Source organism: Cellulomonas marina (genome assembly GCF_900111925.1).
Taxonomy (GTDB): Bacteria; Actinomycetota; Actinomycetes; order Actinomycetales; family Cellulomonadaceae; genus Cellulomonas; species Cellulomonas marina.
On sequence record NZ_FOKA01000005.1, the window covers coordinates 231933 to 248331 of the forward strand.

The 16399-nt window shown below is 76.1% G+C and carries 16 protein-coding genes; 10 read left to right on the forward strand and 6 right to left on the reverse strand.

What is annotated here, in order from left to right:
* Window position 1 precedes the first annotated feature (1 nt).
* The 3 genes from tsaB to BM048_RS07670 are packed head-to-tail and all read left to right on the forward strand — an operon-like array spanning window position 2 to window position 2207.
* A complete protein-coding gene (gene tsaB / locus BM048_RS07660) occupies window positions 2-784 on the forward strand; it encodes a tRNA (adenosine(37)-N6)-threonylcarbamoyltransferase complex dimerization subunit type 1 TsaB (RefSeq protein WP_090032010.1) in 783 nt (260 codons plus the stop codon).
* The gene (gene rimI / locus BM048_RS07665; RefSeq protein ID WP_239078960.1) at window positions 781-1356 is read left to right on the forward strand and encodes a ribosomal protein S18-alanine N-acetyltransferase; all 576 of its coding nucleotides are present in this window, start codon (window positions 781-783) and stop codon (window positions 1354-1356) included. Before tsaB ends, rimI begins: the two co-directional genes overlap by 4 nt.
* Window positions 1353-2207, forward strand: coding sequence for a sulfurtransferase (locus BM048_RS07670; protein WP_090032012.1), 855 nt, complete (start codon window positions 1353-1355; stop codon window positions 2205-2207). Before rimI ends, BM048_RS07670 begins: the two co-directional genes overlap by 4 nt.
* A gap of 60 nt (window positions 2208-2267) precedes the next feature.
* Here BM048_RS07670 and BM048_RS07675 read toward each other — a convergent pair whose 3' ends face one another.
* Window positions 2268-2909 (reverse strand): malonic semialdehyde reductase, encoded by a 642-nt coding sequence (locus tag BM048_RS07675; RefSeq protein WP_090032014.1) that lies wholly within the window; start codon window positions 2907-2909, stop codon window positions 2268-2270.
* 99 nt (window positions 2910-3008) lie between these two features.
* On the opposite strand from BM048_RS07675, the gene tsaD reads away from it, so the two are divergent.
* Window positions 3009-4058: a tRNA (adenosine(37)-N6)-threonylcarbamoyltransferase complex transferase subunit TsaD gene (tsaD, locus tag BM048_RS07680; protein WP_373308461.1), complete on the forward strand. Its 1050-nt coding sequence runs from the start codon at window positions 3009-3011 to the stop codon at window positions 4056-4058.
* A gap of 37 nt (window positions 4059-4095) precedes the next feature.
* Here tsaD and BM048_RS07685 read toward each other — a convergent pair whose 3' ends face one another.
* From BM048_RS07685 to BM048_RS07695, 3 genes are all read right to left on the reverse strand, one after another.
* Window positions 4096-4989 (reverse strand): SDR family oxidoreductase, encoded by an 894-nt coding sequence (locus BM048_RS07685; protein ID WP_090032018.1) that lies wholly within the window; start codon window positions 4987-4989, stop codon window positions 4096-4098.
* 86 nt (window positions 4990-5075) lie between these two features.
* Entirely contained in the window at window positions 5076-6284 is a 1209-nt protein-coding gene (locus tag BM048_RS07690; protein WP_090032020.1) for a glutamate--cysteine ligase, read from the reverse strand.
* On the reverse strand, window positions 6281-7489 hold the full coding sequence (locus tag BM048_RS07695; RefSeq protein WP_090032022.1) for a class I SAM-dependent methyltransferase: 1209 nt from the start codon (window positions 7487-7489) through the stop codon (window positions 6281-6283). The genes BM048_RS07690 and BM048_RS07695 overlap by 4 nt, the downstream gene beginning before the upstream one ends.
* Before the next feature lie 189 nt (window positions 7490-7678).
* On the opposite strand from BM048_RS07695, the gene groES reads away from it, so the two are divergent.
* Window positions 7679-7993, forward strand: a complete 315-nt coding sequence (gene groES / locus BM048_RS07700) for a co-chaperone GroES (RefSeq protein WP_090032024.1) — start codon at window positions 7679-7681, stop codon at window positions 7991-7993.
* A 332-nt stretch (window positions 7994-8325) separates the two neighbouring features.
* Here the strand turns inward: groES and BM048_RS07705 are convergent, their stop codons facing one another.
* A complete protein-coding gene (locus tag BM048_RS07705) occupies window positions 8326-8622 on the reverse strand; it encodes a WhiB family transcriptional regulator (protein ID WP_090032026.1) in 297 nt (98 codons plus the stop codon).
* A gap of 248 nt (window positions 8623-8870) precedes the next feature.
* Between BM048_RS07705 and BM048_RS07710 the strand changes: the two genes are divergently transcribed.
* From BM048_RS07710 to guaB, 3 genes are all read left to right on the forward strand, one after another.
* On the forward strand, window positions 8871-10043 hold the full coding sequence (locus tag BM048_RS07710) for a MerR family transcriptional regulator (protein ID WP_090032028.1): 1173 nt from the start codon (window positions 8871-8873) through the stop codon (window positions 10041-10043).
* A gap of 294 nt (window positions 10044-10337) precedes the next feature.
* The gene (locus tag BM048_RS07715) at window positions 10338-11048 is read left to right on the forward strand and encodes a response regulator transcription factor (RefSeq protein WP_090032030.1); all 711 of its coding nucleotides are present in this window, start codon (window positions 10338-10340) and stop codon (window positions 11046-11048) included.
* Between the two features lie 110 nt (window positions 11049-11158).
* Window positions 11159-12676 carry an IMP dehydrogenase gene (gene guaB / locus BM048_RS07720; protein ID WP_090032032.1) on the forward strand — a complete coding sequence of 506 codons (1518 nt, stop codon included), beginning with the start codon at window positions 11159-11161 and terminating at the stop codon, window positions 12674-12676.
* 9 nt (window positions 12677-12685) lie between these two features.
* On the opposite strand, the gene BM048_RS07725 is transcribed toward guaB, so the two are convergent.
* Entirely contained in the window at window positions 12686-13438 is a 753-nt protein-coding gene (locus BM048_RS07725) for an exonuclease domain-containing protein (protein WP_090032128.1), read from the reverse strand.
* A gap of 225 nt (window positions 13439-13663) precedes the next feature.
* Between BM048_RS07725 and BM048_RS07730 the strand changes: the two genes are divergently transcribed.
* Together BM048_RS07730 and BM048_RS07735 are read left to right on the forward strand one after the other, a co-directional pair.
* Window positions 13664-14788 carry a GuaB3 family IMP dehydrogenase-related protein gene (locus tag BM048_RS07730; protein WP_090032130.1) on the forward strand — a complete coding sequence of 375 codons (1125 nt, stop codon included), beginning with the start codon at window positions 13664-13666 and terminating at the stop codon, window positions 14786-14788.
* 68 nt (window positions 14789-14856) lie between these two features.
* On the forward strand, window positions 14857-16257 hold the full coding sequence (locus BM048_RS07735; RefSeq protein WP_090032035.1) for a class II fumarate hydratase: 1401 nt from the start codon (window positions 14857-14859) through the stop codon (window positions 16255-16257).
* Window positions 16258-16399 lie beyond the last annotated feature (142 nt).

Here is a 16399-nt window from a genome sequence, read left to right on the forward strand (position 1 = left end):
CGTGCCCGTCCTCGCCCTCGACACCTCCGCCGCCGTCGCCGTGGCGGTCACCGACGACGCCGGCACCGCGCTGGCCGTCCGCGCGGTCACGGCGCAGCGCCACCACGCCGAGCTCCTGGCGCCGCTGGTCGCCGAGGCGCTGGCCGCCGCCGGCCTGACCCCGCGCGACCTCACCGCGCTGGCCGTCGGCACGGGCCCGGCCCCCTTCACCGGCCTGCGCGTCGGCCTGGTCACCGCGCGCACCCTGGGCCTCGCGCTCGGCCTGCCCGTGCACGGCGTGCCGTCGCTGGACGCCCTGGCGCTGCGGGCGCTGGAGGCGGCCGGGGCCGGTGGGGACGACGGGGACGACGAGGACGTCGACGTGCTGGCCGTGACGGACGCCCGCCGGCGCGAGGTCTACGCCGGGCGCTACCGGCGCGGGCCGGGGTGGTCGGCCGGCGCGTCGGGCCCGGCCTCCGACGGCACGTCCGGCGACCCGCTCCTGCGCGTCGACGGGCCGTCGGTGGGACCGGCGGCCGCCCTGCTCACAGCCGGCGGCGACGCGCCGGACGCCGGTCGGCGCGTGCTCGTCGTCGGGCGGGGCGCCCTGACGGACCCGGTGCTGGCCGAGGCCGCCGTGCCGGAGCTGGCGGTGCGCCCCGAGCTGCTGGACCCGGACCCCGTCGCCCTGGCCCGGCTGGCGCTGACCCGCGCGGCCGCCGGGCAGGAGCAGCCCACGGAGCCGCTCTACCTGCGCCGGCCCGACGCCGTGCCGCCGAACGAGCGCAAGCGGGTCCTGGCGTGAGCGAGCCGGCCGTGCCGACCGGCACGAGCACGGGCACGAGCACGGGCGCCGACGCGGGCACGGGCGGCGTCGCCCGCCGCCCCCTGGCGCCCGACGACCTGCCGGCCGTCATGGCGCTGGAGCGCGAGCTGTTCGGCCCGACCGCGTGGTCCGAGGACTCCATGCGGGCCGAGCTCGACGGTCCGGGCCGCACCTACCTCGCCGCGGTCGACACCGCGACGGGCGCCCTCGTCGGCTACGCGGGGCTGTGGTTCGACGGCGACGACGCCCAGGTCATGACGGTCGCCACCGCCACGGGCCACCAGAACCGCGGCGTCGCCCGCGGGATGCTCACCGACCTGCTGACGGAGGCGGAGCGCCTGGGGGCGCGGACCGTCCTGCTCGAGGTGCGCGTCGACAACGCCCCCGCGCAGCACCTGTACGAGAGCCTCGGGTTCGAGCGCCTGGGCACGCGCCGCAACTACTACCCCGGCGGCATCGACGCCTACACGATGCGCTGGCAGCCGGCCCGTGCGGCGGGCGGCCCGGTCGGCGGCGAGCGCGGGACGCACGACGAGGGCTCGCCCGCGTGAGCACGGACCCGCGCGCCGCCGTCCTCGTCGAGCCGCTGGCGCTCGCGGCCGAGCTCGCGGACGACGAACCGCCCGCGCTGCTCGACGTGCGCTGGTCCCTCGGCGGGCCGCCCGGGCGCGAGGAGCACCTCGCCGCGCACGTGCCGGGGGCGGTGTTCGTCGACCTCGACGCCGAGCTCGCCGCCCCCGCCGCCCCGGCCCACGGCCGGCACCCGCTCCCGGACGTCGCCGCGCTCGAGGCGGCGGCGCGCTCCTGGGGGCTGCGCGAGGCGCGGCCGGTCGTCGTGTACGACGCGACCGGCGGCACCGCCGCGGCGCGCGCCTGGTGGCTGCTGCGCTGGGCGGGCCTGCGCGACGTGCGCCTCCTCGCCGGCGGACTGCCGGCCTGGCGCGCCGCCGGCCTACCGGTCGAGGCGGGCGCGGTGACCCCGGAGCCGGGCGACGTCGTCCTGCGGCCCGGCGCCCTGCCGACGGCCGGCGCCGACGAGGTGGCCGGCTGGCCGGCACGGGGCGTGCTCCTCGACGCCCGCGCGGGCGAGCGGTACCGGGGCGAGGTCGAGCCCGTCGACCCGCGGGCGGGGCACGTGCCCGGCGCCCGCAGCGCCCCGACGGCCGGCAACCTCGACGCCGACGGCCGCTTCCTGCCCGCCGACTCCCTGCGTCGGCGGTTCGCGTCCCTCGGGGCGCTGGACGCCCCCGTCGCCGTCTACTGCGGCTCGGGCGTCACCGCCGCCCACGAGGTCGCCGCGCTCGCCTCGCTCGGCGTGGACGCGACGCTCTACCCCGGCTCGTGGTCCCAGTGGTCGCACGACCCCGCGCGTCCGGTGGCGACGGGGCCGGACGAGGGCTGACCCCCGTCCGACCCCGCACGTGGGGGACCGCGCGGACCGCGCGGACCGCGCCGACCGCGCTCAGACGGTCCGGCTGACCTGCTCCCACGTCAGCCGCGGCGCGCGCGGGTGGTGCGTGCCCTCGCCCTGCGCGTGCCCGACGAGCAGGACCAGCACCGTGCGCCACCCGCTCTCGGCGAAGAACTCGGCGTCGATGCCGGCCGCGTCCATGCCGCCCATCGGCCCGACGGCCAGGCCGGCGGCGCGCAGCGCGATGGTGAGGTAGCCGGCCTGGAGCAGCGTGTTGGTGCGCGCCATGCCCTCGCGGGCCTCCACGGCGCCCTCGAGCTCGTCGGCCTTGCCCGGCATGTGCGGCGCCAGCACCGGCAGGTGGCGGTGGAACGCGGGGTCCGCGGCGACGACGAGCGCCATCGGCGCGGCGAGGACCCGCGCCCGGTTGCCCTCGGCCATGTGCGCGGCGAGGCGCTCGCGGCCCTCGCGGCTGCGCACGACGAGCGTGCGCATGGGGCTGGTGTTGAGGGCGGTGGGGCCCCACTTGGCGAGGTCGTGCACGGCCTCGAGGTCCTCGTCCGTCACCGGCTCGTCCGTGAACGCACCCGCCGACCGCGCGTGGCGGAACAGCAGGTCCGCGACGTCGTCGTCGACGGCGAGGCGGGAGGCGGGGAAGTCGAGGTCGTCCAGCGTGCCCAGATCGGTGGTCATGGCTCGTTGAACGCTCAACGACCTGGAGATCATCCCAGGGCCGTCCGTGAGCAGCGGTGACGAGCATCACGCCGGGGTGCGCGCCCTATCCTGGGGCCCGTGAGCAGCGACCGCCCCCCGCTCGTCCTCGGCCTCGAGACCTCCTGCGACGAGACGGGTGTCGCCCTCGTCCGCGGTTACGAGCTCCTCGTCGACGCCGTGGCCAGCTCGGTCGAGGAGCACGCGCGGTTCGGCGGGATCATCCCGGAGATCGCCTCGCGCGCCCACCTCGAGGCGATGGTGCCGACCATCGAGCGCGCCCTGGCCGGTGCCGGCGTGACGCTGGCCGACGTCGACGCGGTCGCGGTCACCGCCGGGCCGGGCCTCGTCGGCCCCCTGACGGTCGGCGCCGCCGCCGCCAAGGCCCTCGCGCTCGCGCTCGACCGGCCGCTGTACGGCGTCAACCACGTCATCGGGCACGCCGTCGTCGACGAGCTGGTGCACGGCCCCTTCCCCGAGCGCGTCATGGCGCTCGTCGTCTCCGGCGGCCACTCGAGCCTGCTCCTGCTCGACGACACCGTTCAGGTCACGGAGCTCGGCTCGACCCTCGACGACGCCGCGGGCGAGGCGTTCGACAAGGTGGGTCGGCTGCTGGGCCTGCCCTACCCGGGCGGCCCGCACATCGACCGGCTCGCGCGCGAGGGCGACCCGGACGCCATCCGGTTCCCGCGCGGCCTGACGGCGCCGAAGGACCAGGCCGCCCACGCGCAGGACTTCTCGTTCTCCGGCCTCAAGACGGCCGTCGCGCGTTGGGTCGAGGCCCGTCAGGACGCGGGGGAGGAGATCCCGCTGCCCGACGTCGCGGCCTCCTTCGCCGCGGCGGTGGCCGACGTCCTCGTCGCCAAGACGCTGGCCGCCTGCGAGCGGCACGGCGTGGGCACCCTCGTCGTCGGGGGCGGGTTCTCCGCGAACTCCCAGCTGCGGGACCTGCTGGCGCAGCGGTGCGGCGAGGCGGGCGTCGAGCTGCGCATCCCGCCCATCCGGTACTGCACCGACAACGGCGCGATGATCGCCGCCCTGGGGTCCGCGGTCGTCGCCCGCGGGATGGCGCCCTCGTCGCTCGACCTCGGCGTGGACTCGACGATGCCGCTCACCCGGGTCCTCGTCTGAGAGGTCCGACGAGGACCCGGGCGGGGCGGTCAGGGCGTCACGGGGTGGGCGAGCCGCCGTTGGCGTTGAGCGTCTCGCCGGAGACGTAGCTCGACTCGGACGACGCGAGGAAGACGTACGCCGGGGCCATCTCGACGGGCTGCCCCGCACGGGCCAGCGGCGTCTGCGAGCCGAACTCCGGCAGCGCCTCCTGCGGCTGCCCGCCGGCCGTCTGCAGCGGCGTCCACACCGGTCCGGGCGCCACGACGTTGACACGGATGCCCTTGGGGGCGAGCTGCTGCGCGAGGGCCTTGCTCATCGTGTTGATGGCGGCCTTCGTCGTGGCGTAGTCCACCAGCGACGGCGACGGGTTGTACGCCTGGATGGAGCTCGTCGTGATGATGCTCGACCCCGGGGGCAGCACCGGGACGGCCTCCTGCACGATCCAGTACAGCGCGTACACGTTCGTCTTGAACGTCTCGTCGAACTGCTCGGGGGTCAGCTCCGTGATGTCCTCGACCGTCTGCTGCTTGCCCGCGACGACGACGAGCGTGTCCAGCCCGCCGAGCTCGGAGACGGCGGTGTGCACCAGCGAGCGCGAGTAGGCCTCGTCGGTCACGTCGCCCGGCGCCAGGGCGACGGTGCGGCCCTCGGCGCGGATGATCTCGGCGACCGAGTCCGCGTCGGGCTGCTCCTCCGGCAGGTACGACAGCACGACGTCGGCGCCCTCGCGGGCGAAGGCGATGGCGACCGCGCGGCCGATGCCGGAGTCGCCGCCGGTGATGAGGGCCTTGCGCCCGACGAGGCGGCCCGTGCCGCGGTAGGTCTGCGCGCCGTCGTCGGCCTGCACCGCCAGGTCCTGCTCGAGACCGGGCCCGTCCTGGTACTGCTCGGGGAAGCCCTCGGTGCGGTAGCGGGTCGTCGGGTCGGAGAAGGTGAGCTGGTCGGTCATAAGTGTCCCTCCGCAGGCTGCTGGGAGCCCCGTGCGGTCCAGGGGTCGCCGCTTCTGGGCGGCCGGCGCACCGGGCCTCCCCATCGTCACCCGCCCGGGCGAGGCGCGCCCGTCGGGCGGGACCCGGCCGACGGGCCGGCCGCCGACTGCAGCGGGCGGCCGGCGTGGCGCTCGGCGACGAGGTGCTCGACGACCGGCCGCAGCGCGCCCGCGTGCCGGCGGGCCACCGCGCGCTGGCGCTGGTACGACGCGCCCTTGCGCAGCACGACCCGCACCTCGTCGAGCTCGCGGGCGCAGCCCAGGCGCTCCGCCACGGGCTCGAGCACCCGCAGCCACCGGCTCACGGAGTCGGTGACGAGCTCCTCGTCGCCCGACGCGTCGGTGATGAGGATGGCGTCCATGCCGTAGCGGGCCGCGCGCCACTTGTTCTCCTGCGCGAACCACGGCGGCAGGGTGGGCAGCGGGCGACCCTCGTCGAGCACGGTCGAGAAGTGCTCGACGAGGCAGTGCGTCAGCGCGGAGATGGCGCCGACCTCCAGCAGGTTCGAGGCGCCGTCGGCGATGCGCATCTCCAGCGTGCCGAAGCGCGGCGCCGGCCGGACGTCCCAACGCACCTCGTCGAACGCGTCGATGACGCCCGTGTGGAGCATGTCCCCGACGTACTGCTCGAGCTGCTCCCAGTGGTCGAAGCCGAACGGCAGGCCCGCCGTCGGCAGCTGCTGGAACAGCAGGGCCCGGTTCGAGGCGTAGCCCGTGTCGGCGCCGTCCCAGAAGGGTGAGGACGACGAGAGCGACTGCAGCAGGCCGAAGACGGTGAGCATCGCGCGCGAGAGCGGCAGCACCTTCGCGCGGTCCTCGATGCCCACGTGCACGTGCACGCCGTAGATGAGCATCTGCCGGCCCCACCACTGCGTGCGGTCGATGAGCGTCGCGTAGCGCTGCTTGTCCGTGACGCGCTGCTGGTCCCACCGCGCGAAGGGGTGCGTCCCGGCGCCCATGAGCTCGATGCGCAGCGGGCTCGCCGCGGCGGCGACGGCGTCGGTGGCAGCCCGCAGGTCCGCGACCGCCTCCCCGATGGTCGTGCACTTGCCCGACGAGACCTCGACGGTGTTGAGCAGCAGCTCCGGGGTGAGCCGCCAGCGGTCCGCGTCGCCGGGGCGCACCTGCGCGAAGATCGCCTCGGCCGCCTGGCGCAGGTCCCCGGAGTCGGCGTCGACGAGCGCGAGCTCCCACTCCAGCCCGACCGTCGAGCGCTCGGACGCGGCGAAGTCGAGGCGGGCGGGGGCGGCGCTCACAGCGGCTCCACCACGAGGACGGTCTGCGCGCCCGCGACCCGGGTGAGCACCACCGTGGCCTCGGCGTCGCCGCGCAGGTCGAGCTGGCGCCGCAGCTGCTCCGGCACCACCGCGGTGCCCCGCTTCTTGATGGTCAGCCGCCCGACCCCGCGCGTGCGCAGGTAGGACCGCAGGGCCTTGAGGCCGAACGGCATGCGGTCGAGCACGCGGTAGGCGGTGGCCGTGGGCGCGGCGTGGCGCACGTCGGAGGTCACGTAGGCGATCGTGCGGTCGACGAGGCGTCCCTGCACCTCCTGGGCGACGAGGGCGACGAGGCCGGCGCGGATGACGGCGCCGTCCGGCTCGTAGAGGTAGCCGCCGACGGGTCCCGCGTCGACGGGGGGCAGCTCGGGCTCGGCGGTGCCGGGCACGAGGGGCGCGCGCAGCTCGTGGGCGGCTCCGGCCTCGTCGAGCACGAGGGCGCTGCGGGCCGGGCCGACCGGCGCCAGCGGCCCGAACCACAGGCCCAGCTCGACGACGTCGCCGCCGACCGACACCCACTGCGCCTCCGCGTCGGCCGGCAGCGCGGTGTGCGGGACGCCGGGGCCGAGCTTGAGGCCGAGCGCCGGGACGCGCCCGCGCAGGGCGAGGACCGCGTCGAGCGGCGGGAGGTAGGCGGCGGGGTCGAAGAGGCGGCTGCCGGAGCCCGTGCGCCGGGCCGGGTCGGCGTAGACCCCGTCGACGCCCTCCGCCGCGAGGTCGAGGGACAGCCCGTCGGCCTGCCGCACGCGTGCCTCGGGGAAGTGCCGCAGGTTCACGGTGGCCAGGGCGGCGGTGGTCTCGTCGACGTCGGTGGCGAGCACGCGCAGGCCCGAGCCCGCCAGCGCGAGGCTGTCCGCGCCGATCCCGCACGTGAGGTCGGCGACGTGCGTGCAGCCCGCGTCGCGGTAGCGCCGGGCGTGCCGCGCGGCGACCACGAGCCGCGTCGCCTGCTCCAGGCCGGCGGGCGTCAGCAGCATGCCCTCGGCGAACTCCCCGAACTTCGCCCGCGCCCGGGCCCGCAGCCGGGACTGCGTGAGCGCCGCGGCGACGAGGGCCGGGTCCAGCCCGTCGGCCCGCAGGCGCGTGGACAGCGCCATCGCGCGGTCCTCGTCGTAGGGCGGCAGGGCCTGCAGCAGCGCCCACCCCTCGGGCGAGAGGAGCTGGGCCAGGCCGTCGGCATCCACGTCGCGATCCTCCCACGCCCCTCCGGCGGGGCGGGGAGGCGTGCTGGCACTCGCCTTGACCGAGTGCTAACGCGTTCCTACAGTGAGCACCGGCACGCGACAGGCCCCGGCACCCGCGACGACGGTGGCCCGCAGCGTGGCAACCGACATCCGCAAGCAGTTCCCTCACACGTGAAGGGGAGGTCCGCTGTGACGGTCTCCACGGAGTCCAAGGTCGGCATCAAGCCGCTCGAGGACCGCATCCTCGTCAAGACGCTCGAGGCGGAGCAGACGACCTCGTTCGGTCTGGTCATCCCGGACAGCGCCAAGGAGAAGCCCCAGGAGGGCACCGTCCTGGCCGTCGGCCCGGGCCGGATCGACGACAAGGGCAACCGCGTCCCGCTGGACGTCGCCGTCGACGACGTCGTCATCTACTCCAAGTACGGCGGCACCGAGGTGAAGTACAACGGCGAGGAGTACCTCATCCTCTCCGCGCGCGACATCCTGGCGGTCGTCACGAAGTGACCCCGCCGCCGCGGTGACGCGGCAGCAGCACGGAGGCCCCTCGTCCTGACGGACGGGGGGCCTCTGTCGTCGCGCGTGCCGGGGTCGCACCGATGGGGGTGCGCACCTCGGTCGTGGTCGTGGTCGTGGTCGTGGTCGTGGGCGGCGCGGTCGGCACGCACGACGTGGTGGTGGTCGACCGCCGACCTACCGGCGGTGCCATCTGCCCGGGGACGCAGACGGGCCGCGGTCCCCGGCGCCCTGCCGCGCCGGGCCGCGGCCCGTCCTGGAGAGCCGACGGCGCAGGGCCGGCGGCGAGCTGGTGCAGCCGGCGCAGGGCGCCGGCCGAAGGGTCAGACGACGGCGCGCCGACCGGACTGCTGGGCGAGGACCTCGGCCCGCTCGTCCTCGGACAGGCCGCCCCACACGCCGTAGGGCTCCCGCACGCTGAGCGACTGCTTGCGGCACTGCTCGATGACCGGGCAGGTGGCGCAGACGGCCTTGGCCGCCTCGGCACGACGACGACGGGCGGCGCCGCGCTCACCCTCGGGGTGGAAGAACAGCGTCGGGTCGGCCTCGCGGCACGCGCCCTCGAACTGCCACTCCCACAGGTCCATCACCGGTCCGGGCAGTCGCGAGATCTCCGCCATGTCGTCCTCCTCGTGTCGGCCCGGGGGCCGGTCAGTGCGTGGTGCGGGCCTCGGAGTCCCGGTGCCTCGGCACCCGCTCCGTCCTGCTGAGCAGCAACGCTACAACCGCGCCAGAAGTTGTTCAAGGGTCTGACCCTGACCAATTTCGACCGGTTCCGGAGCGGTCCATGGCGCGGTGCTGACCCGCTGCCACGTCGACCACCGGGACGGGCCGGGCTCGGTCGGCGTCCGGCTGGCATGATCGGGCCATGCCCCGCCCGGATCGCGCCACCGATCGCGCCAGCGACCGGGACGCCGACCGCGCCACCGCCGCCGACGGGCCGGCGACCGCCCCCGACGCGGAGCCGGGCGGCGACGTCGTCCCGGGGCTCGCGGTGGCGGCGGTGGCCCAGCGGCTGGGCGTGGCCCCGGCGACGCTGCGCACGTGGGACCGGCGGTACGGGCTGGGTCCCTCGGGCCACTCCGCCGGCGCGCACCGGCGGTACTCGCCGCAGGACGTCGAGCGGCTGCTCGTCATGCGGCGCCTCACCCTGGACGGCGTGGCGCCCGGCGACGCCGCCCGTCTGGCGCGGGAGGCCGAGGTCGTGCCCGGGGCGCCGGGCACCGTCCTGCCGGGGCTGAGCCGCGCGGACGGCATCGAAGTGCGCCTCGCGGACACGGACGGCGCCGGTCCCGTCGAGCCCCTGCCCGCAGCCGGTCTGATCGCCGAGCCGCGCGCCGACCAGCGCCCCGAGACGCGGGAGGAGCGGACCCGCGCGTCCGCCACGCGGCCGGTGCCGACGCCGCAGGCCGTCGTCGACGCGGCCGTGGCCGGCGACGAGGCCCGGTGCGCGGCCCTGCTCGACCTCGGCACCCGCGGTGACGTCGAGCGCTGGTGGACCGACCTCGTCGACCCCGCGCGGACGCTGCTGCACCGGCGCACCGAGGTCGACCGCCCGGGGGTGGACGCCCCGACCGTGCTGCGGGGCTGCGCGCTGGGCGCGCTCCGGGCCCGGTCGATGGGGGAGCCGACGGCGGGCGCGCCGGTGGTGCTGCTCGTCGTGCCGCCGGGGGAGGACCGGCCGCTGCTCGTGCACGCCCTCGCGTCCGCGCTGTGCACGCGGGGGCGTGACGCGCGCATCGTCAGCGGCCCTGTCCGGGCGCACCAGGCCGCGGAGCTCGTCCTCATGACGCGTCCCGCGGCGGTGGTGCACCTGTCGCGCAGGGCGGACGCACCCGCCGACGTGGTCGAGCGACTCGTCGCCGACCGTCCGGACCTGCCGCAGTTCCTGCTCGTCCCCGAGGAGGCCATCGACCGCATGCCCTGGGGCCGGTCGGTCCACCGGGCGCGCACGTTCACCGGGCTGCTGCACGAGGTGCTCGCCAGCGCGGTCCCCGCGGCGACCGCCGCTCCTCGGCCCGACGGGGTCGCCGGGGCCTGACGCCCTCCGGCCCCGCCACGCCCCGGGGCCCGCATCGTGGCTCACATCACCCATCCGGGTGGCGGCCCGCCCCGAACCCTTCTCCGGCAGCGCGGGAGAGCCCTGCGCCCATCGCCCGTCCGGGGGACATCACGCGCGCCGTCGTGCCGCGGCAGCACCGCGCTGCCACCGTCGTGGAGGCCCCGTCACCCGTTCGGCCCGCCCCGCCGGACCGGTCTGCGCTCACAGCGGTGCCCGGCCCGCCGATGGGTCGGGAAGTCGTCCGCGCGAGGCGGGCACCTGGAGGAGGTCGTGATGGCGGGAGTGGTGATCTGCCACAGCTCGGCGATGATCCGCGAGCGCCTCGTCGTGACATCGGTCGGCGTCCCCGCGCTCACGCCGGTGCGCGCGGCGGGGTCGGTGGACGAGCTGGTGGCGCTGGTGAGGAGGGTACCCCCGACGGTGGTGCTGCTCGACGCGCACATCGGGGCGCCCGGCGCGGTGGACGCGGTGCGGGCGTTGCGGGCGCTGTCCCCGACGACGGCGGTGGTCATCCTGGCGATGCCGGACGACGCCGAGTCGCTGGACAAGGCCCTGGCCCTGGGTGCGCGGGGCTTCCTGGCACCGGAGGTCGGCCGGGCGGAGCTCGCGGCGGTGGCCGCGCACGTGATGGCCTCGCCCGTGCAGCAGCGCCCGATGGGCGTCGCCGGCGAGGCGGGCCGGCCCGTGGCGAGCGCCCCGGTCGGGGCGCTGCCCCACCCGCGCTCGCTCGGTGCCTCGGACGCGCCGGGCTCGGCGGGCGCGAGCGTCGTGGCCCCCGACGGCCAGATGATCGTGCTGACCAAGCGCGAGGTCGAGGTCCTCGTCGGGATGAGCAACGGGCAGTCCAACTCGCAGATCGGGCAGAGCCTGTTCCTGTCGGAGGACACCATCAAGACCCACGCGCGGCGCCTCTTCCGCAAGCTCGGGGCGGCCGACCGGGCGCAGGCCGTCGCGATCGGGCTGCGGCGCGGCCTCATTCGCTGACCTGCTGGTGCCGCCGCGCTCGCGGCGTCGCCCGTCCGGGCCCGTCCGCACCCCGCGGGCGGGCCCGGACGCGTCCGGGAGGCTGCGCGACCGGCACGTATCCTGGGGCGATGACGGAACCGGGCACCCCGACGCACGACCCGTTCGCCCGCGTGGGCCTCACCTACGACGACGTGCTCCTGCTCCCCGGCGAGACGGACGTCATCCCGAGCGAGGTGGACACCTCCTCGCAGCTCACCCGCACGATCACCGTGCGCGTCCCCCTGCTGTCCGCGGCGATGGACACCGTCACGGAGTCGCGGATGGCCATCGCCATGGCGCGCCAGGGCGGCCTCGGCATCCTGCACCGCAACCTGTCGATCGCCGACCAGGCCCACCAGGTGGACCGCGTGAAGCGGTCCGAGTCGGGCATGATCACCGACCCCGTCACCATCGGCCCCGAGGCGACGCTCACCGAGCTCGACCGCCTCTGCGGCACCTACCGGGTCTCCGGCCTGCCCGTCGTCGACCCCGACCGGCGTCTGGTCGGCATCATCACCAACCGGGACCTGCGCTTCGTCCCGGCGGAGCAGTGGGACGGCCTGCGCGTCCGCGACGTCATGACGCCCATGCCGCTCGTGACGGCCCCCGTCGGGATCGCGCGCGACGACGCCGCGGCCCTGCTGGCCAAGCACAAGATCGAGAAGCTGCCGCTCGTGGACGCCCAGGGCGTGCTCGCCGGGCTCATCACCGTCAAGGACTTCGTCAAGTCCGAGCAGTACCCGGCGGCGACGAAGGACGACGAGGGCCGGCTGCGCGTCGGGGCGGCCATCGGGTTCTTCGGGGACGCCTGGGAGCGCGCGACGGCGCTGGTCGAGGCGGGCGTCGACGTGCTCGTCGTCGACACGGCCAACGGGCACGCGCGGCTCATGCTCGACATGGTGCGCCGGCTCAAGGCCGACCCGTCCATGGCGCACGTGCAGGTCATCGGCGGGAACGTGGCGACGACCGCGGGGGCGGCCGCGCTGGTCGAGGCCGGGGTGGACGCGGTCAAGGTCGGTGTCGGGCCCGGCTCCATCTGCACCACGCGCGTCGTCGCCGGGGTCGGGGTGCCGCAGGTCACCGCGATCTGGGACGCCGCGCAGGTCTGCCGTCCCGCGGGGGTGCCGGTCATCGGCGACGGCGGGCTGCAGTACTCGGGGGACATCGCCAAGGCGCTGGTGGCCGGGGCCGACACCGTCATGCTCGGCTCGCTGCTGGCCGGGTGCGACGAGTCGCCCGGCGACCTCGTGTTCGTCAACGGCAAGCAGTACAAGCACTACCGGGGGATGGGCTCGCTGGGGGCCATGGCCTCGCGCGGGCGGATCTCCTACTCCAAGGACCGCTACTTCCAGGCGGACGTGGCGTCCGACGAGAAGATCGTCCCCGAGGGCATCGAGGGCCAGGTGCCCTACCGCGGGCCGCTGTCGGCCGTGGCGCACCAGCTCATCGGCGGGCTGCACCAGTCCATGTTCTACGTCGGCGCGCACACCATCCCGCAGCTGCGCGAGCGCGGGAAATTCATCCGCATCACGCCCGCGGGGCTGAAGGAGTCGCACCCGCACGACATCCAGATGACGGTGGAGGCGCCCAACTACACGGGCCGCTGAGGGCGGCTGTCAGGCGGCGACGGGCGACGGCACGACGAGGGCCGGCCAGGACGGGTCCGCGTCCGGGCCGGTCTCCCCGCGCTCGCGGCGCCGGGCGTTGACGGCCTCGGCCCAGCGCCGGTGCGCCCGGGCCTGGAAGGCGTGCAGCTCGGCGGGGTCGGCGTCGCCGAGCGCCGGGAACCGCTCGACGAGGCGGCCCAGCACGTCGAGCGTCGCCAGCACGTCGACGTGCGCGGTGTGCAGGTCGCCGTCGGCCGTCACGCCGTAGAGGCGGCACAGGTCGCCCAGCCGGCGGGGGCCGCGCCGGTGACGGTCCTGGGCGCGGTCGAGCACGAGCGGGTCGAGCACCGGCGCGGCGGCGCGGCCCAGGCGCTCGGGCAGCGTGGGCAGGCCGTGCCGGCGCAGCTCCGCGTCGAGGATCGACAGGTCGAAGCAGGCGTTGAAGGCCACCACGGGCGTGCCCTCGGCCAGCGCGGCGGCCAGGGCGCCGGCGACCTCGTCGAGCACGGCGGCCGGCGGGCGCCCGTGGGCGCGCGCGTGCGCGGTGCTGATGCCGTGCACGGCGCTGGCCGCCGCCGGGATCTCCACCCCGGGGTCGACCAGCCAGGAGCGCACGCGGGTGCCGTGCGCGTCCCGGAGCACCAGCGCCGCGGCGACGATGCGGTCCCGGGCCACGTCCACCCCGGTGGTCTCCGTGTCGAAGCCCAGGAGCGGCCCCCGCGTCCACGACGCCGGACGTGCCCACGTGCGCCGGACGGCCACCGCCACGACGCGGCCCACCCAGCGGCCCAGCGGTCCGTGCGCCCCGTGCCTGCCGTCGCTGCCGTGCACGCGTCCCGTCCCGTCCCTCTCCGCACGACCTCACCCGGTCGCGTCGTGCTCCTCGTCGTGACGTCCGTCCGTCCGACCGTGCGCCAGCCTCCCACCGCCCACCGACAGGCCGGGGCAGGCGCACCGGCGTCGTGGGCGGCCGATAGCCTGGGCCGCGTGAGCAACGAGATCGAGATCGGCCGGGGCAAGCGCGGGCGTCGGGCGTACTCCTTCGACGACGTCGCCGTCGTCCCCTCCCGCCGGACCCGCGACCCCGAGGAGGTCTCGGTCGGCTGGCAGATCGACGCCTACCACCTGGACCTGCCCATCCTCGCGGCGCCGATGGACTCCGTCATGAGCCCCGCGACGGCGGTCGCGCTCGGCCGCGCCGGTGGCGTCGGCGTGCTCGACCTCGAGGGGCTGTGGACGCGCCACGAGGACCCGCAGCCCCTGCTCGACGAGATCGCGGCCCTGCCCGCGGACGGGGTCACCGCCCGCCTGCAGGAGATCTACGCCGCGCCCGTGCGCCCGGAGCTCATCGCCGAGCGCATCCGGCAGATCCGGGCGGAGGGCGTCGTCGTCGCCGGGTCGCTGTCGCCGCAGCGGACCCAGGAGCACTGGCGGACCGTCGTCGACGCCGGCGTCGACCTGTTCGTCATCCGCGGGACCACCGTGTCGGCCGAGCACGTGTCGGCGCGCGCCGAGCCGCTCAACCTCAAGCGCTTCATCTACGAGCTGGACGTGCCCGTCATCGTCGGCGGCGCGGCCACGTACACCGCGGCCCTGCACCTCATGCGCACCGGCGCCGCGGGCGTCCTCGTCGGGTTCGGCGGCGGCGCCGCGCACACGACGCGCACGTCGCTGGGGATCCACGCGCCCATGGCCACGGCGGTCGCCGACGTGGCCGCCGCCCGCCGGGACTACCTCGACGAGTCCGGCGGCCGGTACGTGCACGTCATCGCCGACGGCGGCGTCGGCCGGTCCGGGGACCTCGTCAAGGCCATCGCCTGCGGGGCGGACGCCGTCATGCTCGGCGCGGCCCTCGCACGCGCCGCCGAGGCGCCCGGTGACGGCTACCACTGGGGCTCCGAGGCGCACCACCCGCGGCTGCCCCGCGGCGAGCGCGTGCACGTGGGCACCGCCGGCACGCTCGAGCAGATCCTGTTCGGCCCCGGGCGCACGGCCGACGGCACGCTGAACCTCGTCGGCGCCCTGCGGCACGCGATGGCGACGACCGGGTACTCCGACCTCAAGGAGTTCCAGCGCGTCGAGGTCGTCGTGTCGCCGTACCAGCCCCGCTGAGCCCTCCGCCGTCCCCGTCCACGCCGCCGTCCGTGCCGCCGTTCCGTCCCCGATCGCAGAGGTAGGTCATGTCCGACGACGAGTACCGCATCGAGCACGACACGATGGGGGAGGTCCGCGTGCCCGCGAAGGCCCGCTACCGCGCCCAGACGCAGCGCGCGGTGGAGAACTTCGCCATCTCCGGCACCGGCCTGGCGCGGCACCACATCGCCGCGCTGGCGCAGATCAAGCGGGCCGCGGCGCTGGCCAACGCCGAGCGCGGGATCCTCGCCCAGGACCTGGCCGAGGCGATCGCCGCCGCCGCCGACGAGGTCGTCGAGGGCCGCTGGGACGCCGAGTTCCCCGTCGACGTGTTCCAGACGGGTTCGGGCACGAGCTCCAACATGAACACGAACGAGGTTCTGGCCACGCTCGCCGCCGAGCGCCTCGGAGCGCCGGTCCACCCGAACGACCACGTGAACGCCTCGCAGTCGTCCAACGACGTCTTCCCGGCCTCCATCCACGTCGCCGCCTACGCCGCCCTCGAGGCGGACCTCCTGCCCGCGCTGGACCACCTGGCCGCGACCCTCGAGGCGAAGGCCGCGGAGTTCGCCACCGTCGTGAAGTCGGGGCGCACGCACCTCATGGACGCCACGCCGGTCACGCTCGGCCAGGAGTTCGGCGGGTACGCCGCCCAGGTGCGGCACGGCATCGCCCGGGTCCGCGCGGTGCTGCCGCGCCTGGCGGAGCTGCCCCTGGGCGGCACGGCCGTCGGCACGGGCATCAACACGCCGCCCGGCTTCCCCCAGCGGGTCATCGCGCTCGTCGCCGAGCGGACGGGGCTGCCCTTCGTCGAGGCCGCGGACCACTTCGAGGCCCAGAGCGCGCAGGACTCCTTCGTCGAGACGTCGGGTGCCCTGCGGACGGTGGCGGTGTCCCTCGTCAAGATCTGCAACGACCTGCGGTGGATGGGCTCGGGGCCGCGTGCCGGCCTGGGCGAGATCGCCCTGCCGGACCTGCAGCCGGGCTCGTCGATCATGCCGGGCAAGGTGAACCCGGTCATCCCCGAGGCGGTGCTGCAGGTCTGCGCGCAGGTCATCGGCAACGACGCGGCCATCGTCTTCGCGGGCTCGTCCGGGGCGTTCGAGCTGAACGTCATGCTCCCGGTCACGGCGCGCAACCTGCTCGAGCAGATCACCCTGCTGGCGCGGGGGTCCGAGCACCTGGCGGACCGGTGCGTGGCCGGCACGACGGCGAACGTCGAGCGGTGCCTGGAGCTCGCGGAGTCCTCCCCGTCCATCGTCACGCCGCTGAACCGCCACATCGGCTACGAGGCCGCGGCGAAGATCGCCAAGCACGCGGTGGCGGAGGGGCTGACGATCCGCCAGGCGGTGCTCGACCTGGGCTACGTCGAGCGCGGCGAGCTCACCACCGAGACCCTCGACCAGGCCCTCGACGTGCTCTCCATGACGGCGCCGCCGCGGGGCTGACCCGCCGCGCCGCCGCCGGCAGGGCCAGGTTCCCGCGGGGACCTGGCCCTGTGGCGTACCCGGGGATCGTCGGGCACCGTGGGTCACCCGGGCGGGGAAGAACGGGCAGGACCGGTCTCCATCCGGATGTGGGAATGCGCCC